Source organism: Leeia sp. (genome assembly GCF_041909055.1).
GTDB classification, from domain to species: domain Bacteria; phylum Pseudomonadota; class Gammaproteobacteria; order Burkholderiales; family Leeiaceae; genus Leeia; species Leeia aquatica.
The window spans coordinates 191,671-213,342 of the sequence record NZ_JAYREC010000006.1; the positions used below are offsets into that span (position 1 = coordinate 191,671).

Below are 21,672 nucleotides of genomic sequence, written 5' to 3' on the forward strand. Positions count from 1 at the left end.
AGGAACACGTTTCATGAGTACCGTGCCCAGCCATCGTCTAGAGACGCCCTCACTCTCCCCGCCGCTTGAACGGCCCAGCTGGTGGCAGCGCAACCATTTGCGCATTGCGCCCTGGCTGTTCCTGGCACCGGCCATTTCCCTGTTTCTGCTGTATGTGATTGCGCCCATTTTTCAATCGATCTCGATCAGCTTCCATGATTGGGATGGTTTGGGTCAGGCGCGCTTCATAGGCTTTGGCAATTATGTCGAGCTATGGCACGACCCTGATTTCTGGAAAGCGTTGCAGAACAACCTGATCTGGCTGGTGGGCTTTCTGGTCGCGGTGCCAGCCGGGTTGGCGCTGGCCTTGTTTCTGAATCAGCAAGTATTCGGGATTCGGCTGGTCAAGTCGCTGTTTTTCTTTCCCTTTGTGATTTCACAGGTGGTGATTGGCCTGGTGTTCAGCTGGTTTTACGACCCGACCAATGGCTTGCTGTTTCATGTACTGCACTTTTTCGGTGTCGCACCGGTTGCGGTGCTGTCTGACGAGAAATGGGTGACCTATGGCATTGTGTTTGCAGGGATTTACCCGCAGATCGCCTATTGCATGATTCTCTACCTGACCGGGCTCAACAATCTGCGTCCGGACCTGATCGAGGCCGCCCGGCTGGATGGTGCCAAGGGCTGGCGCATGCTCTGGCATGTGGTATTGCCCCAGCTACGGCCCGCAACCTTCATCGCCGTGGTGGTGACCATCGTAGGCTCACTGCGCAGCTTTGACATGATTTCCATCATGACCCAGGGTGGGCCTTACGGGTCTTCACGGGTGCTGGCGTATTACATGTATGAAAAGGCACTGTCCGAATATGGTTTCCGCATGGGTTATGGCACCGCCATTGCGACCGTTTTGTTCCTGATCATGCTGATCTACATTGTCTTCGTATTGACCCGTATCTACCGGCAGGAAAAGGAGCAAGACTGATGTTCCCTACGCCGATTGCCCACACCCGAAAACCGGTGCAGTGGCTGTACAAGCTCGTTCTGCCACTGTCTTTGTTATTGTGGCTGCTGCCTATCATGGCGGTGGCATTGACCTCCATCCGAGGGGCGGCAGATTTGAATGCCGGTAATTATTGGGGGCTGCCCAGCGAGTGGAAGATTGCGGAAAACTATGTTGCGGTTTTCAGCAACAGCCCGATTGCCCGCTACATTCTCAACAGCTTCATGGTGACGATTCCAACCGTGATGGGTGCGCTGGCCCTGTCCTGTCTCTCCGGTTTTGCGCTGGGGGTATACCGGTTTCGCCTGAACCTGCTGGTGTTCTTCATCTTTGTGGGGGGCAACTTCGTGCCTTTCCAGATTCTGATGGTGCCGGTGCGTGACCTCAGCCTGCGGCTGGGCATTTACGATACGGTGTGGGGGCTGGTGCTGTTCCACATTGCATTCCAGAGTGGTTTTTGCACCTTCTTCATGCGCAACTTCATTCGGGATCTGCCGCGTGAACTGATCGAAGCCGCGCGGGTGGAAGGGGCCAGTGAGTTTCATATTTTCTGGAAGATTGTGCTACCTCTGGTGCGCCCGGCGCTGGCTGCCCTGGCGGTGCTGATCTTTACCTTCATCTGGAACGACTACTTCTGGGCCACGGTGTTGATTCAAGGTGACCACGCCATGCCGGTGACCGGAGGCCTCAAGTCGCTCAATGGCCAATGGGTGGCCCAGTGGCAGTTGGTGTCTGCGGGGGCCATAGTCGCGGCCCTGCCGCCGATCGCGATTTTCTTCATGATGCAGAAGCAGTTCATCGCCGGGTTGACCCTGGGAGCGACCAAAGGATGAGAGCCTGCTGATGCGCCACGCTGAGTTGAAACACCTGCAAGGTCGGCACATGAGCTTGGTGCTGGAAGCGAGTGCAGATGGCCCGCCGCGCTGGCGCCAAATCGGAGCCCGTCTGACGTCCGTGCAGGCTTTTGCGGACTGGCCACTGGACGCGGGGCGTGCCCTGCCGGGCGGTACGTTGGCATCGGAGGGCCCGCATTCTGTGCTGCCTTGCCATGGTATGGGCTGGTTTGAACATCCTGCACTTGCTGGCAGTCGGCCTCAGCCCGGCGGCGGCGATCAGGACTGGGCGCATCACTTTCACCTGTCGGACTGGCAGCAGCAGGGTAACCGTCTGACCCTTCATCTGCTGGACACGGTAGCCCAGCTGTCCGTTCGGCTATGCTATACCCTGGCAGAGGATTGTGATGTGCTGGTGGCGCATGCCGAGCTGGAAAATCAGGGAGCGCTGCCCTTCCGGGTGGATTGGCTGGCTGCGCTCTGTGTTCCCCTGCCTGCCAGTGCTACCGAAGTGCTGACCTATACTGGCTTGTGGGCCGCGGAGTTTCAGGAGGTAAGGCAGCGCCTCGGGACAGGTTGCTGGCGCCGGGATAATCGGCGAGGCCGGACCTCCAGCAACAGTTTTCCAGGCCTGATCGTCGGGCAAGACTTGCATGAGGATGAGGGGGCGGTCTGGGGCGTGCATCTGGGGTGGAGTGGTAACCACAGTTTGCTGGTGGAAAGCCTGCAAGACGGGCAGCGTCAATTGCAACTGGGGGCCTGGTTCGCTCCCGGTGAGCACGTGCTGGCACCGGGGGAACGCTACAGGACGCCTACAGCGTATCTGTCTTTCTCGCCGGACGGGCTGAATGGCCTGAGTGCCAACTTTCATCAGTATGTGCGCAAGCACCTGCTTGCCTGGCCGGGGCAGGCCATGACCCCCCGCCCTGTGCACCTGAATACCTGGGAAGCGGTGTATTTTGATCACCAGCTGGATGATCTGCAGCAACTCGCACAGGCGGCAGCGGAGGTTGGCGTGGAGCGGTTTGTACTGGACGATGGCTGGTTTCACCGTCGCCAGCATGATCGTGCTGCGCTGGGGGACTGGTGGCCCGATGAACAGAAATATCCGGACGGATTGAGCCCGCTGATTGAACATGTGCGCAATCTGGGCATGCAGTTCGGGCTGTGGGTAGAGCCGGAGATGGTCAGCCCGGATAGCGAGCTCTATCGGCAGCATCCGGAATGGGCCTTGCAGCTGGCAGGCCGCCCCTTGGTCATGGGGCGCAACCAGCTGGTGCTGGATTTGTCGCGCGATGCCGTGTTTGATTACCTCTTTGCCACCCTTGACCAGCTGCTGAGCCAATATCCGATCTGTTACCTGAAATGGGACATGAACCGCGATCTGGCAACCGCTGGACATGATGGCTGTGCGGCGTATCACGCCCAGACTGAAGCGCTTTATCGATTGTTGGGCCAGCTTCGAGCCAGCCACCCCGAGGTTGAAATCGAGAGCTGTGCCTCTGGTGGCAGCCGGGCGGACTATGGCATTCTGGCGCATGCGCATCGCATCTGGGCCAGCGACTGCATTGATGCCCGCTCCCGGCTGCGCATTCAGCAAGGCTTTTTGCGATTCTTCCCCCCTGAATTGATGGGAGCCCATATTGGGGCCAGCCCAGCGCACACTACAGGGCGTCAGCATCGCCTGGATTTCCGCGCCGCTGTCACCTTCCCCGGCCATCTTGGGCTGGAAATGGACATCCGCACACTGAGTGCAGAAGAGCGCCATGCCTTGAAAGTTTGGATCAGCCATTACAAGCAATGGCGTGATGTGCTGCATGGCGGTGTTTTGCAGCAAGGCAGCTTGCACGATGCGCTGCAGTGGTGGCAAGTCACCCGGGACGATCAGTGCGCCGCTATCCTGGGGCTCTACCGGCTGGATGACAGCTGCCAGCGGCATGCACCCGTGCTTGCCCTGTCCGGGCTGGACAGGTCGCTGCACTATCGGCTGACCCTGTTGACCGAGGAGCCTGTCCCGACCGGTAATACCTCTCCCCTGTTTCAGCAGATGCAACATACTGGCCTGGTATTGTCGGGAGAGGCGTTGTGTACCGCGGGCCTGCCCATTCCGCCCATGTACCCTGAATCGGCTTTGCTCATCGGCATTCAGGCCATTGATCCCATTACCCAACCCACATGAGGACGGCCATGCCCGACACCTTGTTTGCCCACTATCCCAGCCTGGCGGGGAAGGTGGTTTTTGTTACTGGCGGCAGCTCCGGCATTGGGGCAGACATTGTCACCGCGTTCGCCTTGCAAGGTGCAAAAGTGGCGTTCGCGGGCCGCAATGCTGAGGCGGCGGCACAGGTGCTGGCCCGATCCGCTGCCGCAGCAACCCAGCCCGTGTTCTTGCGCTGTGACCTGGCGGATATGGCTGCCTTGAAGCAGGCGATTGATGATGCGGTATCCCACTTTGGCGATGTCGATATCCTGATCAACAATGCGGCTAACGACGACCGGCATGCCTTTCTGGACGTGACACCGGAATACTTCGACCAGCGGGTTGCCATCAACCTGAAAGTGCACTTCTTTGCGGCACAAGCGGTGATTCCGGGCATGCAGCGCAAAGGGGCTGGGGTGGTGGTCAACCTCGGGTCGACCAGCTGGAAAGTCAAAGGTGCGGGCTATTGCGCTTACGCGACCTGCAAGTCAGCCACCACGGGCTTGACCCGCTCGTTGGCGCGCGAATTCGGCAAAGACCGCATCCGGGTCAACACCCTGACCCCCGGCTGGGTGATGACGGACCGGCAGCTGAATCACTGGGTGGATGAAGCCGGAGAGAAAGCCATGAACGACAACCACTGCCTGCCGGGTCGCATCCAGGGTATCGACATTGCCAATATGGCGCTTTTTCTTGCTGCCGAAGACAGCCGCATGATTACGGCACAGGAGTTCATTGTGGACGCGGGGTGGACCTGATGTCGGCACAGTGTCTGTGGGATGTGGGTACGTTGCTGGGCGAGGGGCCGCTGTGGTCACCTCAGGCGCGGCGGCTGTATTTTGTGGACATCAAGGCACCGGCGGTGCATGCGCTGGATGTGATGAGCGGGGAAAAGTTCAGCTGGGCGATGCCGGTAGACATCGGCTGGCTGATTCCGCGCCTGAACGGCGCAGGCTTTCTGGCGGGTTTTCGTGATGGATTTGCCCGTTTGCAACTGGAGCCGACGGTGGTCATCGACTATCTGGGCAACCCTATGGCCGGGCAACCCGGGTGTCGCCTGAACGACGCGAAAGCCGACGCGCAAGGCAATGTCTGGGCGGGCTCCATGCATGATACTGAGCCACAACAGGCCGTCGGTCAGCTGTTCCGCATCAGTCTGGATGGTCAATGGCAGGTCATGGATAGCGATTACCACATCTGCAATGGCCCAGCGCTGAGCCCGGACGGCAAGACGCTGTACCACACGGATAGCCTGCTGGGACGGGTGTATGCCTATGAGCGCCTGCCGGACGGTCAATTGGGACCGCGTCGCCTGTGGCGGCAGTTTCAGGCGGATGAAGGCTCGCCGGATGGCATGACCACCGATGTAGAAGGCTGTCTGTGGATTGCACACTGGAGGGGCGCCGGTATCAGCCGCTTCAGCCCACAAGGGGAGCGCCTGAAACACATTCCCCTTCCGGTTTCGCAGGTGACCAGCTGTACCTTTGGTGGCGCGAACATGGATCGTCTGTTTGTCACCAGCGCACGAATTGGCTTGAGTGACGCACAGTTGCAACAAGAACCTCTGGCGGGCGGGCTGTTTGAAATTGACCCCGGTACCCGGGGCTTGCCTGCCGCGTGTTATGGCGGATGAAGTCATCCGCGCCGCCGAGCAGGATGCAGGTAGAATACCCTATTTAGCAATGGACCGATTCTGGCCATGAGTCGAACATACTCCACCCGCAGCCTTCACGGTCATGTCGTGCATGAGCTGGGGTTGCGCATCGTACGGGGCGACTACCCCTCCGGCAGCTTGCCCAATGAGGAGGAGTTGGCCAGTCATCTCGAGGTCAGCCGTACGGCACTCCGTGAAGCCGTCAAAGTTCTGACCGCCAAGGGCTTGATCGAATCCCGCCCCAAGGTGGGCACCCGCGTACGCCCTCGGCTGCAATGGAACATGCTGGACCCGGATGTGCTGGCTTGGCGCTGTTCCACCATGAAATCCGACGCGTTTGCCCAGGACCTGATGGAAATGCGTGAAATCGTAGAGCCCTCCGCTGCCGCACTCGCTGCACGCCACCGCGATACAGAACAACTCTCGCGCATCGAGATGGCGTATCAGGAGATGGCGGATGCCTCGGATATGGAGCACTGGGTTACCGGTGATCTGCATTTCCACCAAGCCATCCTGATGGCGACCGGCAACGAATTGCTGACGCCGCTCTCCTCGCTGATCGAAACCGCGCTCGAAGCCTTGTTCGTCATGTCAGCCCGCAACGCCAACGATTTCAAATACTCCCTCCCGCAGCACGGCGAAGTACTGGACGCCATCCGCCAACAAGATGAAAACGCCGCCCGTGCCGCCATGCAACACCTGCTTGGCGACAGCCGCGCCAACCTGACTCGAAGAAGTATCAAAACCTCGGAGTGAACAGTGGTTCCACTTGGGCGTAGCCCGGTGGCTACATTAGATCAAGCCTGTTTTTGCCTCACATGTTGTATGAACTGCTGTAGGTTGAGTAGCCATTGCTGCTGCCTTGGGCTGTATGTCAGCGCGATTTCTTTTGGCACCACTAGCTGAAGCCGATGGTGCTGCATCTCTTGAGTCTGGTTTTCACTGATGGCAGCCTCAAGGGTAACCAGATGCTTTTCAGGGATGCGATTGGCTTCACTCAGGACTTGACGCCATCGATCCTTGCAGGTGGTTTTGGCGCCCAGCATGGTCAAGCGGTGGGCAGGATAATGTTCATCCTGATAGGCCTTGAAGGATGGAAACAGGAAATCAGGCTTGGCATTGTTCTCCGTGACCTTGCCAGCACCCCTTCCCTGTTCAACCTGTACGCCATTTGCGATGAAGAGATGGTGCAGATGACTCTCGAATGCATGTCCGACACGTGATTTTCGTCGGTTCTGTACGCTGAGGGAAAAAGCAATGAAAGCGTCAACTGCTTCAGTATCGTTGCCAAAGCCTTGCTTGAGCTGACGAAGTACAGATTGCCGTTCCCGCAAGCGGAACAAATATTCTTCATGCGTCATCCAGGCCAAAAGCGTGTGATCCGGGTCATCCTGCGGGCTGACTTCATCTGGCAAGGTATCACGTGCAAACTGCGAAAAGGCGCTTGTCTGCGGAAAATGGGTAGTCCCGAATTGCAGGTGTAACTGTTCAAGCCAGTAGTCGTCATCCTGCTGCTTATGCAATTGTATGCCGAGGTCTTCCAGCATCAGCCTCAGTGGCAGCATCAGCTTGCCAGCATCCAGTTCGCCTGGCTTGAAGCGTTCATCCACATGCTGCAAGCCAAACAGGATGCGCAGTTGACGCTCGGCAGCGCTGTCAGCTGGTGCCAGTATCATCAACAAGTCGCCACTGATATTGGCAGACTCTTCGGCAACCATGACACCAGGCTTCAGCTTGGCGATGAGGAAGAACTGGCCTGCGGCTCGGCATGACATGACCGGGTTATCGTGATAGTAAAGACGATACTCCGGTCCACGATGCTCGACTTTTCGCCTGGCGTCATACCAGGTCACAACATCATCCACGATCAGGGGTTCATCCTGATCGTTACTGATGAAGACCTGTCGTGCCCGGAAGCGGAACTCTGATCGCTTGTCCGGTCTGCCAAGGCTTTCGCCAAACCCGGCCTGTATCAGCCCCCCGACTTCATGCTGATTGGATGTACCAGGGTCGGCATCTACTGCGGTCAGGTATTTGGCAGCGATGGTGTCAATATAGTCGCTGATCCGGTCATCAAACATGCTGTTCATGCAGACCCTGTTCATCAATGAAAGCTGCTGGAGAATCGTTGCGCAGCCACTGCGCAGTCAGGCTTGCCCAGTGTTTCGGACCAGCCGGTCGCGTTGCGCACTCCCATACAATCAGGGTGCGCCAGCCTTCACGCTGTAGTTGCGACCATTGCAGCTGATCACGCTGTTGATTCCGGCTGATCTTTTCCTGCCAGAACTCAGACCTTGTTTTTGGCCACTTGAAGTAGCGACAGTGGTGTCCATGCCAGAAACAGCCATGTACAAAAATCACGGCGCGATGGCGCGAAAGTACCAGATCGGGCTTGCCTGGTAGCGCTTGTACATGCAGTCGGTAACGGAATCCCGCAGCATGCAGGAACTTGCGGAGCTGCATTTCTGGTTTGGTATCCTTGCCCCGGATGCCGGACATCATCCGGCTTCGGGTCAAGGTATCCACAATGTCAGCCACGGGACAGAACGGTCAGGCCATGTAGGCAGGAGCTGGGGCCTGCAGTACGACGGCCTTGCCACAGTCTGCCCACAGGTCTTGCTGCACAGGTTCAAATGCTTGCTGGTACAGATAAGGTTGCATCCGTCGCGCCACTTCACGGAATACCGGCATGACAACGGAATTGCCAAATTGTTTGTAGGCTCGGGTATCGGAGACCGGGATGATGAAATCATCCGGAAATCCCATCAGCCTTGCACACTCCCGGGGGGTAAGTCGGCGTGGGTTATGCCCGTGCCCCTGATCCACGAGAATTTCTGATCCATCCTTGTAATAGCGGGCGGACAGGGTACGGGCAATACTGTCCGGACCCACCAAGCCGAAGCCGAACCCATTGCCTTTGCTGCGATGCTTCGCGGCGTAGTCTTGCAGGTATTGCCAGAGTTTGTCGGTGAGAGTGTACTTGTCTTGAACCTTGTGTAGCTGATGGTCGAAGAAGCGGTCGCCATCGTGGGCAATCACGGGTTCCGTGCCATCGGTACAGTGCAGGATGTCTTTCATGGTCCTGCAGCCCTTGGGGGGTAACTGCAAGCTTTCCCAGTTGAAGTCATTCGCTTCGCGGAAGCCGACAATCACGATCCGTTCGCGACTTTGCGGTACAAAGTGGCGAGCATCAAGTATGCGACAGTGAATGTGGTAACCCAGCTCATCCGTCAGGGTACGGCGAATGACATCAAACGTGCGTCCACGGTCATGAGACAGCAGGTTTTTCACATTTTCGAGCAAAAAGGCCTTGGGTTGATGCGCCTTGATGATGCGGGCGACATCGAAGAATAGCGTACCTTGGGTTTCGTCTTCAAAACCATGAGCACGACCGAGGGCATTCTTCTTTGATACCCCAGCTATCGAGAACGGCTGGCAGGGGAAACCTGCCAGTAGCACATCATGTTCAGGGATTTCACTGGCTGAGACTTTGGTAATGTCGCCGTTCAGTGGGTGCAAGTCATGACGGTAATTAGCGGCATAGGTTTTTTGTGCGTAGCTGTCCCATTCGCTGGTAAAAACGCATTCGCCGCCTATTGCATCAAAGGCTTGCCGGAGCCCGCCGATGCCTGCAAACAGATCAATAAAGCGAAACTCGCCTGATGGCATGCCTGCAGGTCCGAATGGCAGCAGTAGCTGTTTCAGGCTATCCACCAGGTAAGGCCGGGGCTCGGTTTCACGAGCCACCCAGCGATGGACGGTGCTCTCAGTGGTGTTCAGTCGGCGAGCCAGTTCGGCTTTACTGTAATACTTGAGGGCTTCGTGCAGATATTGTTGGATCAGGGCGTTTTGCATGGCTGCGCACTCGCTGGGAATTTTTATTGCATAATGCCATGAAAATTCCCTTTCTTCCAGGAAAAGAAAATCATGCGGCTGCACAACTTCACTCCCCCGTAACATCCTTCTGTCACGCTGCTGTTTTTACTGTCTCGGGGAGCAGGACATGCGTTTGCTGTTGGGGTTGGTGGTGGGGGCCTTGGCGGGATGTGCGTCGCAGGGGCCAGGCGTGGTGAAAGCCAAGCCTTTGATGATTGCGCATCGTGGCGCGAGTGCGCTCGCGCCGGAGCATACGCTGGCATCTTATGAGCGGGCGATCCTGGCCGGGGCGGATTATGTGGAGCCGGATCTGGTGTCCAGCAAGGATGGGGTACTGCTGGCGCGGCATGAGAACGAGATTTCCGGTACCACCGATGTGGCGGATCACCCGGAGTTTGCCAACCGCAAGGCCACCAAGCAGATTGATGGTGTGCCGGTTACCGGCTGGTTTACCGAAGATTTTACCCTCGCTGAGCTGAAGACCTTACGCGCCCGTGAGCGTATTCCGGCCAACCGCCCGGAGAATGTGGCGCAAAACGGCCAGTATCCGATCCCGACGCTCACCGAGGTGATTGCCACGGTGCGTCGCTATGAGAAGATTCAGGGCCGCCGCATTGGCATTTATCCGGAAACCAAGCACCCGAGCTATTTCCGCAGCATTGGCCTTCCGCTGGAAGAGCCGCTGGTGAAAACCTTGCACGAAGCGGGTTATACCAAGCGCAATGATCCCATCCTGATCCAGTCCTTCGAGGTGGCGAACCTGAAGCAGTTGCGCAAGATGACGGATCTGTCGCTGGTTCAGCTGATCAACAATCCGCTGAACAAACCGGCGGCCAATGGTACCCCGCAAAACACGCCGTATGATTTCATCGCTTCCGGTGACAAGCGCACCTATGCCGATCTGACCACCGCTGAGGGGCTGCGTGAGATTGCCCGCTACGCCGATGGCGTGGGGCCGTACAAGGAAATCATCATTCCACGCACGGCGGATAATCGCCTGGGTCAGCCGACCCGCTTTGTGCAGGATGCGCATGCGGCTGGGCTGAAGGTGCATATCTGGACCTTGCGCCCGGAAAACCCGTTCCTGCCGGTGGAGTTGCGCAAGGGCAATGCGGGCTCGCTGACCGAGCGGGGGGATGCGCAGGCCGAGATCGTGGCTTACCTGAAAACCGGAATCGACGGCTTCTTCAGTGATGATCCGGTGGTGGGGCGTCAGGCCATCGAGCAGTTTACCCGCTGAGTGGTGCTCTGCAGCGGCGCAGGCCAACGGGTCTGCGCCGTTTGTTTTTTATAATCAATGACATGGCCATATTGTGGCGCCCCGCTGGGTGGCCCATGTTTCACGTGAAACATCCTGCCCTTTGGGCAGTGGCTTACGCCAAGTGTCTGATTTCCTGTAGAATACCGCTCTGAATGCTTTTTTGCAGGTGCGATGTTCATGCAGTTCCCCAAGTCTTTTGATGTGATCGTGGTCGGCGGCGGTCATGCCGGTACCGAAGCCGCGCTGGCCGCAGCCCGTATGGGCTGCGAGACGCTGCTGCTCACCCATAATATCGAGACCCTGGGGCAGATGTCCTGCAACCCGTCGATCGGCGGCATCGGCAAGGGCCATCTGGTGCGCGAGGTGGATGCGCTGGGTGGCGCCATGGCAATCGCGACGGACGAGGCCGGTATCCAGTTCCGTACCCTGAATTCCTCCAAAGGCCCGGCGGTGCGCGCCACCCGCGCGCAGGCAGACCGCGTGCTGTACAAGGCAGCCATCCGTCACCGGCTGGAGAACCAGCCGCATCTGACCCTGTTCCAGCAAGCGGTGGATGACCTGCTGCTGGAGGGGGATCGGGTCAGCGGGGTGGTCACGCAAATCGGCTTGCGCTTTACGGCGCGTACCGTGGTGCTGACGGCGGGTACCTTCCTCAATGGGCTGGTGCATGTCGGCATGCAGCACTACACCGCAGGCCGTGCGGGCGATCCGGCGGCGGTAACGCTGTCGCAACGGCTGCGGGAATTGCAGCTGCCGGTGGGGCGGCTGAAAACCGGCACGCCGCCGCGCATTGATGGCCGGACCATTGATTTTTCCCGGCTGGAAGTACAGCCCGGCGATGATCCGGCTCCGGTGTTCTCCTTCATGGGCAGCCGCGCCCTGCACCCGCAGCAGCTGCCATGCTGGATTACCCACACCAGTACCGCCACGCATGACCTGATCCGCGCCAATCTGGACCGCTCGCCGATGTACGCGGGTGTGATTGAAGGCGTCGGCCCGCGCTACTGCCCGTCGATCGAGGACAAGGTCACCCGCTTTGCCGACAAGGACAGCCATCAGGTGTTCCTGGAGCCGGAAGGGCTGACCACGCACGAGATTTACCCGAATGGCGTCTCCACCAGCCTGCCGTTTGATGTGCAGTGGCAGATCATCCGCAGCCTGCCGGGGCTGGAGCAGGCACACATCCTGCGCCCCGGTTATGCCATCGAATACGATTACTTCGACCCGCGTGGCCTGAAGCAAACGCTGGAGACCAAGGCCATCCAGGGCCTGTTCTTTGCGGGTCAGATCAACGGTACCACCGGCTATGAAGAAGCTGCCGCACAGGGGCTGCTGGCGGGAATCAACGCCGCCCGGCTGGCGCGCGAGCAGGACGGCTGGTGCCCGGGGCGTGATGAAGCCTATCTGGGCGTGCTGGTGGATGACCTGATAACCCGTGGCGTGACCGAGCCTTATCGCATGTTTACCAGCCGTGCTGAATTCCGGCTGCAACTGCGCGAGGACAATGCCGACCTGCGCCTGACCGAGCAAGGCCGCACGCTGGGCGTGGTGGATGATGCCCGCTGGGACGCCTTCTGCCGCAAGCGCGATGCGGTGGCCACCGACATCGAGCGGCTGAAAGCCACCTGGGTGAATCCACGCATTCTGGCGGCACACGAATCCGAGCGGGTACTGGGTCAGCGCATTGAGCGTGAATACACGCTGGCCGACCTGCTGCGTCGCCCCAATATGGATTACGATTTGCTGCACACCTTGCAGGTGAGCGGGCTGGAGGCACTGCCTGAGCAGGCGCAAACCGATCCGGCGGTCAAAGAGCAAGTGGAAATCCAGATCAAGTACCAAGGCTACATCGACCGCCAGCAGCTGGAAGTGGCGCGTACCGAAGGGCTGGAAGGCGTGCGCCTGCCGGACGATCTGGATTACAGCACAGTGCGCGGCCTCTCCAAGGAAGTGCAGCAGAAGCTGAGTCAGCACCGGCCGGAAACCATCGGCCAGGCATCGCGCATTTCCGGCATGACTCCGGCTGCGATTTCCCTGTTGCTGGTGCATTTGAAGCGGCTGGCGGCAGAGCGCAAGTCGGCATGATGGCGGCCTGCTGCACATAGCAGGCGCCCCCTACCCACCTTTTTGGATTGCATACGGCTACCATGACCCACCCGCAACTGGCAGAACAACTGGCTGACGGCATTCGCCAACTGGGCCTCGACCTTTCCCCGGCGGTGCAGCAGCAATTGATGGATTACCTCGCCTTGCTGGTGAAGTGGAACAAGGTGCATAACCTCACCGCCGTGCGCGACCCGGAACAGATGGTGACCCACCATCTGCTGGACGCGCTGGCCGTACTGCCCTGCCTCACCACCACTCAGCGCCTGCTGGATGTGGGCAGCGGTGGTGGCATTCCGGGTCTGTTGCTGGCCATTGCCCGCCCCGAGTGGCAGGTGCATCTGGTGGACAGCAACCACAAGAAAACCGCGTTCCTGCAGCAAGCGGCCATCGAGCTGAAGCTGGCGAATGTGACGGTGCATACCTCGCGCGTCGAAGCGCTGAGTGGCTTGGCGTTCGATACCATCATCTCGCGTGCCTTCTCTGAGCTGGCGGACTTCGTCAAGCTGGCCAAGAGTGCGCTGGCGGCAGGTGGTCGCTTCCAGGCCATGAAGGGAGTGTACCCTTTCGAGGAAATTGCCCATCTGCCTGCCGGGTTTGAGGTAGAACATGTTCAGCCGCTGGAGGTGCCGGGGCTGGGCGCAGAACGACATCTGGTCACCCTCAAGGTGACGGCCTGATCTGAGGCGGGGGACGCACGCATGGCTTTGACGCTGGCAATTGCCAACCAGAAGGGTGGCGTCGGCAAGACCACCACCGCAGTCAATCTGGCGGCCGGGCTGTCCAGCCGCGGCCTGCGCGTGCTGCTGATTGACCTTGACCCGCAGGCCAACGCCACCATGGGTGCCGGGGTGGACAAACAGCACCTGCAGCAGACCATCTACCAGATTCTGGTCGAGGATGCCGAGCTTGCCAGCGTACGCCAGCATTCGGACAGCGGCGGTTTTGACGTGCTGCCCGCCAACCGTGATCTGGCCGGGGCAGAAGTCGAGATGGTGTCGATGATGGCGCGCGAGCAGCGCCTGAAAGGCGCGCTGGCAGACATCAAGGCGGATTACGATCTGATCTTGCTGGATTGCCCACCGGCGCTCAACCTGCTGACGCTCAATGGGCTGGTGGCAGCCGATTCGGTGCTGATCCCGATGCAGTGCGAATACTACGCGCTGGAAGGGCTCACCGATCTGGTCAACACCGTACGCATGGTGAAGAAGCACCTCAATCCGAAAATCGACATCCTCGGGTTGCTGCGTACCATGGTGGACAGCCGCAGTACGCTGAGCCAGCAGGTGGCGGAGCAGCTGCAAAAGCACTTTGGCAACAAAGTGTTTGATACCGTCATCCCGCGCAATGTACGGCTGGCTGAAGCACCCAGCTACGGCATTCCGGGCATGCTGTACGACAAGACCTCACGTGGCGCGCAAGCCTATCTGGCCTTCACCGACGAACTGATGGCCCGGCTGGGCCTGCAGATTGCGGAAACCGCCAGCGCCTGACCCCCTGCTATCACGAAAGGAAACCGATCATGGCCAAACTGAAAGGTCTGGGCCGCGGGCTGGACGCCCTGCTGGGCGGCGATCTGGACAGTAGCCGCGATACCTTGATGACGCTGCCGGTGTCGCGCTTGCGCCCCGGCAAATACCAGCCGCGCAGCCATATGGATGTGGCGGCGCTGGACGAGCTGGCCGCATCGATCAAGGCTCAGGGGCTGATTCAGCCGATTCTGGTGCGGGCGGTATCGGATACCGATTACGAAATCATTGCCGGTGAGCGTCGCTGGCGTGCTTCGCAGCTGGCAGGCCTCACCGAGGTGCCGGTGCTGGTGCGGGATGTGCCGGATGAGGCAGCACTCGCCATCGCGCTGATCGAGAACATCCAGCGACAGGAACTAAATGCCCTCGAAGAAGCCCAAGGCCTGCAACGCCTGATTGATGAATTTGGCATGACGCACGACAGCGCCGCAACCGCCGTCGGCCGTTCGCGCAGTGCGGTGAGCAATCTGCTGCGCCTGCTGCAGCTGTCGCGCCCGGTACAGGCGCTGCTGAGCGAAGGCGGCATCGACATGGGTCACGCCCGCGCGCTGCTGGCCTTGCCGCTGGTGCAGCAAAGTGCGGTGGCGCAGTCGGTGGCGGATAAGGGCTTGTCGGTGCGGCAGACCGAAGCCTTGGTCAAGCAGGTACTGAACCCGCCGGTCAAAACCGAGAAAAAGGTGGATGCTGACGTGGCCCGCCTGTCAGAAGGCCTGTCGGACCGCTTGGGCGCACGGGTGGAAGTGCGCGGCGGCAACAAGGGCCGTGGCAAGATCGTAATCGAGTACCTGAGCCTGGAACAACTGGATGGCTTGCTTGAGCGTTTTGGCTACTCTGCCTGAACTCAACCGGCCGTTGAAACGAGGAAGGTGAGCATGACGCTGTTGAATTATTCCTATGCCAAGCTGAAAGACATGGACGCTTTCAAGGCGTATGTCGGTGCTGCTGCACCGCTGATGGCCGAGCTGGGTGTCGAGGTGGTTGTCCGCGGACGTTATGCCCATACCCTGCGTGGAGAAGCGCCTGGCGCTGAGGTGGCCGCTGTATTTCGTTTCCGTGATGCGTCGCATGCCGACCGCTTTTATGGCGATGTACGCTACCAAGCGCTGGTCCCCTTGCGGGATCAGGCATGCGACATGACCATCCATTTCTACGAAGAGATCCCGGCCTGACTGCTGAATGGCGTATTTGCCCTCTGGAGAAACCATATGAAGGCACTTTTTACCGGCTGGGGTACTCGCGTGCTGATCACCGGCGTCATACTGACGATGGGTCTTGCCCATGCGGAAGATAATGATGCGGCCCTGCAAGACTATGCCGACCTTCTAAGCAAGATGCAGACCGGCCAAGTGACGCTGCAAGGGGATGATCCTGCAGCTAAAGTCAAGCTGCCACCAGGCTGGACACTGGTGCACCGAGGCAGCAATAAAGGTCTCTGGTTTCTGATTGAAGGTCGCAGCCCCAAAGACAGCAAATGCACGCTGTTGTTCGCCCAGAATGACAACAAGTTCTTCTTTGCCAGCCCCAAGGGCACCGGGTCACCCGTTGCCGTTTACGCCGGTCCTGGAATGGACTCCCCGACGTCTCCTCAAAAGGTAGAAGTGTCGATGCGACTGAATGAGCAGAGTGGGCGAGCTCCATTTGCGTGGATGCCGGGAGCCTACCTGATCACCCCGATCAAGCTGCAGGAAACGGTGAAAAGCATTGTTGACCGGGGCGATTTTGAAATGATGCTTGATGGCAAAACCGTGCTGGTGGCGGCCACCGAAGGCGGCTTCAAGGGGCGTGATGCCATGCTGGCGTGCATGGCGAAACATAAGCTGCGTTGATGGAGCTTGGGTGGCTTAGTCTTCGCTGCCACCCTCTTCTTCCACTGCCCAGTACAGCCGGTCCGGCAGATGTTGGCCCATGCCGGGGCGGAAGGCATGCTGCAGGGTCTGCCAGGTGTAATCCTGCGCGTCCTGCACCGCTTCTTTCAGCACCAGCCCACTGGCCAGTCCGGTGGCAATGCCAGCGGAGAGGGTGGCACCGGCACCATGATAGCTGTGCGGAAAGCGCGGCCAGCTGGATTCCAGCAGCTTGCCATCCTGCTCGTGGTACAGGCGGTTGATCACGTCGCTGGTCGGGTCCAGCGTGCCGGTGATCATCACATATTCGGTGCCCAGCGCCAGCAGGCGGGCCGCCAGATCGTCCAGTCCGTATTCTTCTTCTTCCTCGTCCTGCTCGGCCTGCAGCAGGCGGCGGGCTTCCAGCAGGTTCGGCGTAATCAGCGTGGCTTGTGGGATCAGCATTTCGCGCAGGGCGTCGATGATGTCATCGTCCGCCAGCTGGTCACCGCGGCGTGACGCCAGACAGGGGTCCAGAATCAGAGGAATGTCAGGGTAGTCGGCCACGATTTCGGCAATGGCGGCGATGCCCTCCACGCTACCCACCATGCCCACCTTGAAGGCGGTCACCGGAATATCTTCCAGCACTGCGCGGGCTTGCTCGGCAATCCAGTCTGCCTCAATCGGCAGCACACTTTCCACGCCAAGGGTATCCTGCACGGTAAGCGCGGTCACCACCGATAAAGGGTGGCCGCCCATGCTGGCAATGGTCAGAACGTCGGCTTGCAGGCCACCGCCACCGGTGCTGTCACTGGCGGCAAAGGAGAGAACAATGGGTGGGCTGTCGGACATGGTGCAGAGGGGCTGGCTTCACAGTAAAATGGCATTCTACCCCATGCTGCGGGCAACTGCCTGTGCCACGCTGCAAGTCATCTGTGAGGAATCGCATGAAAACCTATATGTGCCTGATTTGTGGGCTGATTTACGATGAGGCCGAAGGCCGCCCGGACGACAATATTGCGCCAGGCACCCGCTGGGAGGATGTGCCGATGAACTGGACCTGCCCGGATTGCGGCGCGCGCAAGGATGACTTTGAAATGGTGGAGATCTGAACATGGCACGTCAATGGTTGCGTAAAGGCGTTGCGCTGGCTGTGGTCGCCAGTTTGTCGCTGGTCGCCTGCAAGTCGGTCAAAACCACCGATAGCGGTGTGGTGGGCGTCAGCCGCAAGCAGAGCATGATGGTCAGCGCCAAGGAAACCGAGGAGATGGCGCAGGCCGCGTACCTGCAGGAAAAGCAGGAAGCAGGTGGCGCGCTGAATGCAGACCGCAAGGCCTACGACCGGGTGCGCACCATCAGCAATCGTCTGATTGCCCAAGTCGGGGTTTTCCGCCAGGATGCGCTGCGCTGGAACTGGGAGGTGAATGTCCAGCGCAAGGATGAAGTGAACGCCTACTGCATGGCCGGTGGCAAGATCATGGTCTACACCGGGCTGATTGACCGCCTGAAGGCCACCGACGATGAACTGGCGGCGGTGATTGGCCACGAAATCGCCCACGCGCTGCGTGAGCATTCGCGGGAGCGCCTGTCGCAAGCCTATGGGGCATCGCTTACCCTGTCGGTTCTCGGCGCCGCCGCCAAGCTCAATACCCAGCAGCAAGACCTGTTGGGGCAGGCGTTTGCCGTGGCTTACACGCTGCCGCACAGCCGCGAGCACGAAAGTGAAGCAGACCTGATGGGGCTGGAACTGACCGCGCGTGCGGGCTATGACCCGCGAGCAGCGGTATCGCTGTGGGAGAAGATGGGCAACCTGGGCGGTGGCAAACCGCCAGAAATCCTCTCCACTCACCCGTCTGACAAGACCCGTGCCCAGACCCTGCGCGATGCCATGCCCAAGGTGCTGCCGCTGTACGAAGCGGCTCGCAAGCGTTAAGGAGGCAGGGTGAACAGTTACGGCCTTCTTAAGGCATTGCACCTGGTTTTTGTGGTCAGCTGGTTTGCCGGGCTGTTCTACTTGCCGCGCATTTTCGTCAACCTGGCGATGGAAACCGACGCCAAGGCCACCCTGCGGCTGACGCTGATGGCCAGCAAACTGTACCGCTTCATGACACCGCTGGCGCTGCTGGCCCTCACTTTTGGCAGCTGGTTGTGGCTGGGCTTCGGCATCAGCGGCGGCTGGCTGCACGTCAAGCTGGCGCTGGTGCTGCTGCTGCTGGTGTATCACGGCTGCTGTCGCCAGTTGCTCAAATCCTTTGTTGAAGGCCGCAACCAGCATAGCCACCGCTGGTACCGGGTATTCAATGAAATCCCGGTGCTGCTGCTGTTTGCAGTGGTGTTTCTGGTGGTGCTCAAGCCGTTCTGAAAGGTCACATCATCATGGCGTATGAAATCGAACGCCGTTTCAAGGTCAACGGCGAGCGCTGGCGTGGTTTGGCCCCTGGCATCTGGTATCGCCAGGGCTATGTCTCGGTGGAGCCACAGCGCACCGTGCGTGTGCGGGTGGTGGGTGAGCAGGCCTGGTTGACCCTGAAAGGGCAGATTTCCAGCATGCGCCGCCACGAATTCGAGTACCCGGTCCCCTTAGCGGATGCCGAAGCCATGCTGACCCACCTGTGTGCCATGCAGGTGGAGAAAAAGCGCTACCGCATCGAACTGGATGGCTTTATCTGGGAAGTGGATGAGTTCTTCGGGGATAATGCCGGTTTGATTCTGGCGGAAATCGAGTTGCCGGATGAGCACACACCGTTTACCCGCCCGGACTGGCTGGGCGAGGAAGTGACCGACGATGGTCGCTATACCAATGCCTGGCTGTCGCAACACCCGTATACGCAATGGGCTGATCCTGCGCAAGGCAGCCCGGTGCCGCCTGCGCCATAGTGGCCCCTGATTCTGCGCAGCCTGCGGGCTGTGCCCTACCTTGTGACTGGATAAGCCCATGAACCGTAACCAGCAATTGTTTGAGCGCGCCCAGCGCAGCATTCCCGGCGGTGTGAATTCACCCGTTCGTGCTTTCAAATCCGTCGGCGGCACGCCGCGCTTTATTGACCGCGCCGAAGGCCCCTATATGTGGGACGCGGACGGCAAGCAATACATCGACTATATCCAGTCCTGGGGGCCGATGATCCTCGGCCATGGCGATGCTGATGTGGTGGCAGCGGTGCAGGAAGCGGCGACACGCGGCTTCTCCTTTGGCGCGCCCACCGAGGGCGAGGTCGTGCTGGCGGAGCTGATCTGCGAGCTGCTGCCCAGCATGGAGCAGGTGCGGCTGGTGTCGAGTGGTACCGAGGCGACCATGAGCGCCATTCGTCTGGCGCGGGGCTTCACCGGGCGCAGCCTGCTGATCAAGTTTGAGGGCTGCTATCACGGCCACAGTGATTCTCTGCTGGTCAAGGCGGGCTCTGGCTTGCTGACGTTTGGCCAAACCAGCTCGGCAGGGGTGCCGGAAGAAATCGCTCGGCATACCCTGGTGCTGCCGTTCAATGACCTGCCTGCACTGGAAGCGGTATTTGCGGAAAAAGGCGCCGAGATCGCGGCGGTGATCATTGAGCCCTTTGCTGGCAACATGAACCTGATCGCACCCGGCGAAGCCTACCATCGTCGTTTGCGTGAGCTGTGCACAGCCTCGGGTGCCGTGCTGATTTTTGACGAAGTGATGACCGGTTTCCGTGTAGGGCTGACCGGGGTGCAAGGACGCTATGGCATCACGCCAGACCTGACCACGCTGGGCAAGGTGATCGGCGGCGGCATGCCGGTAGGGGCGTTTGGTGGTCGCCGCGACATCATGGCGCACATTGCGCCGCTGGGTGGGGTGTACCAGGCGGGCACCCTCTCCGGCAACCCGCTGGCAGTGACGGCCGGTCTGGTAACGCTGAACAAGATTCGTCAACCCGGCTTCTACGAGACGCTGAGTCAGCGTGCCGCACGGCTGGCTGCGGGCTTGCAGGACGCGGCCCGCGAAGCGGGTGTGGTGTTTTCGGCGCAGAGCATGGGCAGCATGTTCGGCCTCTACTTCACTGCGGAAGTCCCGCAGAATTTTGCCGAAGTGACCCGCAGCGATATCGCCCGCTTCAACGCCTTTTTCCATGCCATGCTGGACGAAGGTGTCTATCTGGCACCGAGCGCCTATGAGGCCGGGTTTGTCTCCATTGTGCACGATGATGCGGTGATTGACGCCACGCTGGCCGCGGCGCGGCGCGCGTTTGCCCGCATTTAAGTCGGTCTGGCAAGCCGGAGCCCCGGCTTGCCAACCCTGCGCGACAGTGGCATAGTCATCACAGGTCCGAGAGACGGACCCTTGTGTTGAACCTGCGATGGAGAATCGCTGCCATGAATCATTACACCCATCTGGTGTACATCGGCCGTTTTCAGCCGATGCATGCCGCACACCTCAAAACCCTGCAGCGTGCGCTGCGCCTGGCTGACCATGTGATTGTGCTGGTCGGTACCGCCTTCAAACCCCGAACCATTAAAAACCCGTTCAGCTATGAAGAGCGGCGCATGATGCTGCTGGACTGCCTGAGTAGCGAAGAGCGCGAGCGGGTCAGCATCCTGCCGCTGCGCGATTACCTGTATAACGAGCACCAATGGCTGGCACAAGTACACGCGACGGTTGCGCAGCAGGTGGCGCACCTGCAGGAGCCTGCACGCATTGGCCTGATCGGCCACCTGAAGGATCACAGCTCCTATTACCTGAAAACCTTTCCGCAGTGGACGCTGGAAGATGTCGAGAATATCGACGGTCTGGATGCCACTACGTTGCGGCAATGGTATTTCGGTGATGACAGCAGTGAGAGTGGCACGCCGCGCTGGGACATACTGCTGCGTACCCGGGTACCGCTGCCGGTGCTGGATTACCTGCGCGCTTTTGCGGAGACCCGCGATTACCTGCTGCTGAAGCAGGAGCAAGCCTTTACCCAGCAGTACCGCGCCGCTTGGGCGGATGCGCCCTACCCGCCCACTTTCTTTACTGTGGACGCGGTGGTGGTGTGTCAGGGCCATGTGCTGCTGGTGAAGCGGCGCGCACAGCCGGGCAAAGGACTGTGGGCGCTGCCGGGTGGTTTTGTCGGGCAGGATGAGCGGGCGGAAGAAGCCATGCTGCGCGAACTGCGCGAGGAAACCGGCATCGACGAGATGCGCGCCATCTTGCAGACCTCAATCAAGGATCGTCGTCTGTTCGACCATCCGGAGCGCTCCTTGCGCGGCCGTACGCTGACCGAAGCCTTCCTGATTGAACTGCCGTGGTTTGAACTGCCCAAGGTCAAAGGCGGGGACGATGCCGAAAAAGCCCGCTGGTTTCCGCTCGGCGACCTGCCGGAGCTGGAACACCACCTGTACGAAGATCATCTGGAAATCATCAATGGCCTGCTGGGTGTGGCCTGAACACCCAGCGCACCGGAAAGACCGGTGCGATCCAT

At 59.7% G+C, this 21,672-nt stretch carries 23 protein-coding genes; 19 read left to right on the forward strand and 4 right to left on the reverse strand.

The window, feature by feature from the left end; all coding sequences use genetic code 11:
• Positions 1 to 13 precede the first annotated feature (13 nt).
• The 6 genes from ACE3O2_RS15490 to ACE3O2_RS15515 all read left to right on the forward strand — a co-directional run bounded on the left by ACE3O2_RS15490 (position 14) and on the right by ACE3O2_RS15515 (position 6,422).
• Complete coding sequence (locus ACE3O2_RS15490; protein ID WP_374339008.1) at positions 14 to 961, forward strand: carbohydrate ABC transporter permease; 948 nt, start codon at positions 14 to 16, stop codon at positions 959 to 961.
• Positions 961 to 1,812 (forward strand): carbohydrate ABC transporter permease, encoded by an 852-nt coding sequence (locus tag ACE3O2_RS15495; RefSeq protein WP_374339010.1) that lies wholly within the window; start codon positions 961 to 963, stop codon positions 1,810 to 1,812. Before ACE3O2_RS15490 ends, ACE3O2_RS15495 begins: the two co-directional genes overlap by 1 nt.
• 10 nt (positions 1,813 to 1,822) lie before the next feature.
• Positions 1,823 to 3,991 (forward strand): alpha-galactosidase, encoded by a 2,169-nt coding sequence (locus ACE3O2_RS15500; RefSeq protein WP_374339012.1) that lies wholly within the window; start codon positions 1,823 to 1,825, stop codon positions 3,989 to 3,991.
• 8 nt (positions 3,992 to 3,999) lie between these two features.
• Entirely contained in the window at positions 4,000 to 4,770 is a 771-nt protein-coding gene (locus ACE3O2_RS15505; RefSeq protein WP_374339014.1) for an SDR family NAD(P)-dependent oxidoreductase, read from the forward strand.
• The gene (locus ACE3O2_RS15510; protein WP_374339016.1) at positions 4,770 to 5,645 is read left to right on the forward strand and encodes an SMP-30/gluconolactonase/LRE family protein; all 876 of its coding nucleotides are present in this window, start codon (positions 4,770 to 4,772) and stop codon (positions 5,643 to 5,645) included. The genes ACE3O2_RS15505 and ACE3O2_RS15510 overlap by 1 nt, the downstream gene beginning before the upstream one ends.
• A gap of 66 nt (positions 5,646 to 5,711) precedes the next feature.
• Positions 5,712 to 6,422: a FadR/GntR family transcriptional regulator gene (locus tag ACE3O2_RS15515; RefSeq protein WP_374339018.1), complete on the forward strand. Its 711-nt coding sequence runs from the start codon at positions 5,712 to 5,714 to the stop codon at positions 6,420 to 6,422.
• 41 nt (positions 6,423 to 6,463) lie between these two features.
• On the opposite strand, the gene ACE3O2_RS15520 is transcribed toward ACE3O2_RS15515, so the two are convergent.
• Genes ACE3O2_RS15520 through dcm form a run of 3 tightly spaced genes read right to left on the reverse strand, consistent with a single transcriptional unit; the run spans position 6,464 to position 9,335 of the window.
• Positions 6,464 to 7,756, reverse strand: a complete 1,293-nt coding sequence (locus ACE3O2_RS15520) for a type II restriction endonuclease (RefSeq protein WP_374339020.1) — start codon at positions 7,754 to 7,756, stop codon at positions 6,464 to 6,466.
• The gene (locus tag ACE3O2_RS15525; RefSeq protein WP_374339022.1) at positions 7,740 to 8,204 is read right to left on the reverse strand and encodes a very short patch repair endonuclease; all 465 of its coding nucleotides are present in this window, start codon (positions 8,202 to 8,204) and stop codon (positions 7,740 to 7,742) included. Before ACE3O2_RS15525 ends, ACE3O2_RS15520 begins: the two co-directional genes overlap by 17 nt.
• Positions 8,205 to 8,216: 12 nt before the next feature.
• Positions 8,217 to 9,335, reverse strand: coding sequence for a DNA (cytosine-5-)-methyltransferase (dcm, locus tag ACE3O2_RS15530; protein ID WP_374339207.1), 1,119 nt, complete (start codon positions 9,333 to 9,335; stop codon positions 8,217 to 8,219).
• A 334-nt stretch (positions 9,336 to 9,669) separates the two neighbouring features.
• Here dcm and ACE3O2_RS15535 point away from each other — a divergent pair, with 334 nt between their 5' ends.
• The 7 genes from ACE3O2_RS15535 (at position 9,670) to ACE3O2_RS15565 (ending at position 16,261) form a co-directional block, all read left to right on the forward strand.
• Entirely contained in the window at positions 9,670 to 10,782 is a 1,113-nt protein-coding gene (locus tag ACE3O2_RS15535; protein WP_374339024.1) for a glycerophosphodiester phosphodiesterase, read from the forward strand.
• 198 nt (positions 10,783 to 10,980) lie between these two features.
• Positions 10,981 to 12,888, forward strand: coding sequence for a tRNA uridine-5-carboxymethylaminomethyl(34) synthesis enzyme MnmG (gene mnmG, locus ACE3O2_RS15540; RefSeq protein WP_374339026.1), 1,908 nt, complete (start codon positions 10,981 to 10,983; stop codon positions 12,886 to 12,888).
• A 62-nt stretch (positions 12,889 to 12,950) separates the two neighbouring features.
• Positions 12,951 to 13,586 carry a 16S rRNA (guanine(527)-N(7))-methyltransferase RsmG gene (rsmG, locus tag ACE3O2_RS15545; protein WP_374339028.1) on the forward strand — a complete coding sequence of 212 codons (636 nt, stop codon included), beginning with the start codon at positions 12,951 to 12,953 and terminating at the stop codon, positions 13,584 to 13,586.
• 21 nt (positions 13,587 to 13,607) lie between these two features.
• Complete coding sequence (locus tag ACE3O2_RS15550) at positions 13,608 to 14,399, forward strand: ParA family protein (protein ID WP_168878262.1); 792 nt, start codon at positions 13,608 to 13,610, stop codon at positions 14,397 to 14,399.
• A gap of 26 nt (positions 14,400 to 14,425) precedes the next feature.
• Positions 14,426 to 15,274 (forward strand): ParB/RepB/Spo0J family partition protein, encoded by an 849-nt coding sequence (locus ACE3O2_RS15555; protein WP_374339209.1) that lies wholly within the window; start codon positions 14,426 to 14,428, stop codon positions 15,272 to 15,274.
• A 33-nt stretch (positions 15,275 to 15,307) separates the two neighbouring features.
• The gene (locus ACE3O2_RS15560) at positions 15,308 to 15,604 is read left to right on the forward strand and encodes a DUF1330 domain-containing protein (RefSeq protein WP_374339032.1); all 297 of its coding nucleotides are present in this window, start codon (positions 15,308 to 15,310) and stop codon (positions 15,602 to 15,604) included.
• 36 nt (positions 15,605 to 15,640) lie between these two features.
• On the forward strand, positions 15,641 to 16,261 hold the full coding sequence (locus ACE3O2_RS15565; protein ID WP_374339034.1) for a hypothetical protein: 621 nt from the start codon (positions 15,641 to 15,643) through the stop codon (positions 16,259 to 16,261).
• A 15-nt stretch (positions 16,262 to 16,276) separates the two neighbouring features.
• Here the strand turns inward: ACE3O2_RS15565 and ACE3O2_RS15570 are convergent, their stop codons facing one another.
• Complete coding sequence (locus ACE3O2_RS15570; protein ID WP_168878258.1) at positions 16,277 to 17,110, reverse strand: hydroxymethylpyrimidine/phosphomethylpyrimidine kinase; 834 nt, start codon at positions 17,108 to 17,110, stop codon at positions 16,277 to 16,279.
• A gap of 95 nt (positions 17,111 to 17,205) precedes the next feature.
• Here ACE3O2_RS15570 and ACE3O2_RS15575 point away from each other — a divergent pair, with 95 nt between their 5' ends.
• From ACE3O2_RS15575 to ACE3O2_RS15600, 6 genes are all read left to right on the forward strand, one after another.
• Positions 17,206 to 17,370 carry a rubredoxin gene (locus ACE3O2_RS15575; protein WP_374339037.1) on the forward strand — a complete coding sequence of 55 codons (165 nt, stop codon included), beginning with the start codon at positions 17,206 to 17,208 and terminating at the stop codon, positions 17,368 to 17,370.
• 2 nt (positions 17,371 to 17,372) lie between these two features.
• Positions 17,373 to 18,191 (forward strand): M48 family metallopeptidase, encoded by an 819-nt coding sequence (locus ACE3O2_RS15580; protein WP_374339039.1) that lies wholly within the window; start codon positions 17,373 to 17,375, stop codon positions 18,189 to 18,191.
• Positions 18,192 to 18,200: 9 nt separating this feature from the next.
• Entirely contained in the window at positions 18,201 to 18,620 is a 420-nt protein-coding gene (locus ACE3O2_RS15585) for a CopD family protein (protein ID WP_374339042.1), read from the forward strand.
• A 14-nt stretch (positions 18,621 to 18,634) separates the two neighbouring features.
• Positions 18,635 to 19,135 carry a CYTH domain-containing protein gene (locus ACE3O2_RS15590; RefSeq protein WP_374339044.1) on the forward strand — a complete coding sequence of 167 codons (501 nt, stop codon included), beginning with the start codon at positions 18,635 to 18,637 and terminating at the stop codon, positions 19,133 to 19,135.
• Positions 19,136 to 19,193: 58 nt separating this feature from the next.
• Positions 19,194 to 20,471 (forward strand): glutamate-1-semialdehyde 2,1-aminomutase, encoded by a 1,278-nt coding sequence (gene hemL, locus ACE3O2_RS15595; protein ID WP_374339046.1) that lies wholly within the window; start codon positions 19,194 to 19,196, stop codon positions 20,469 to 20,471.
• Between the two features lie 113 nt (positions 20,472 to 20,584).
• Positions 20,585 to 21,637, forward strand: a complete 1,053-nt coding sequence (locus ACE3O2_RS15600) for a bifunctional nicotinamide-nucleotide adenylyltransferase/Nudix hydroxylase (protein ID WP_374339048.1) — start codon at positions 20,585 to 20,587, stop codon at positions 21,635 to 21,637.
• Positions 21,638 to 21,672: the final 35 nt, after the last annotated feature.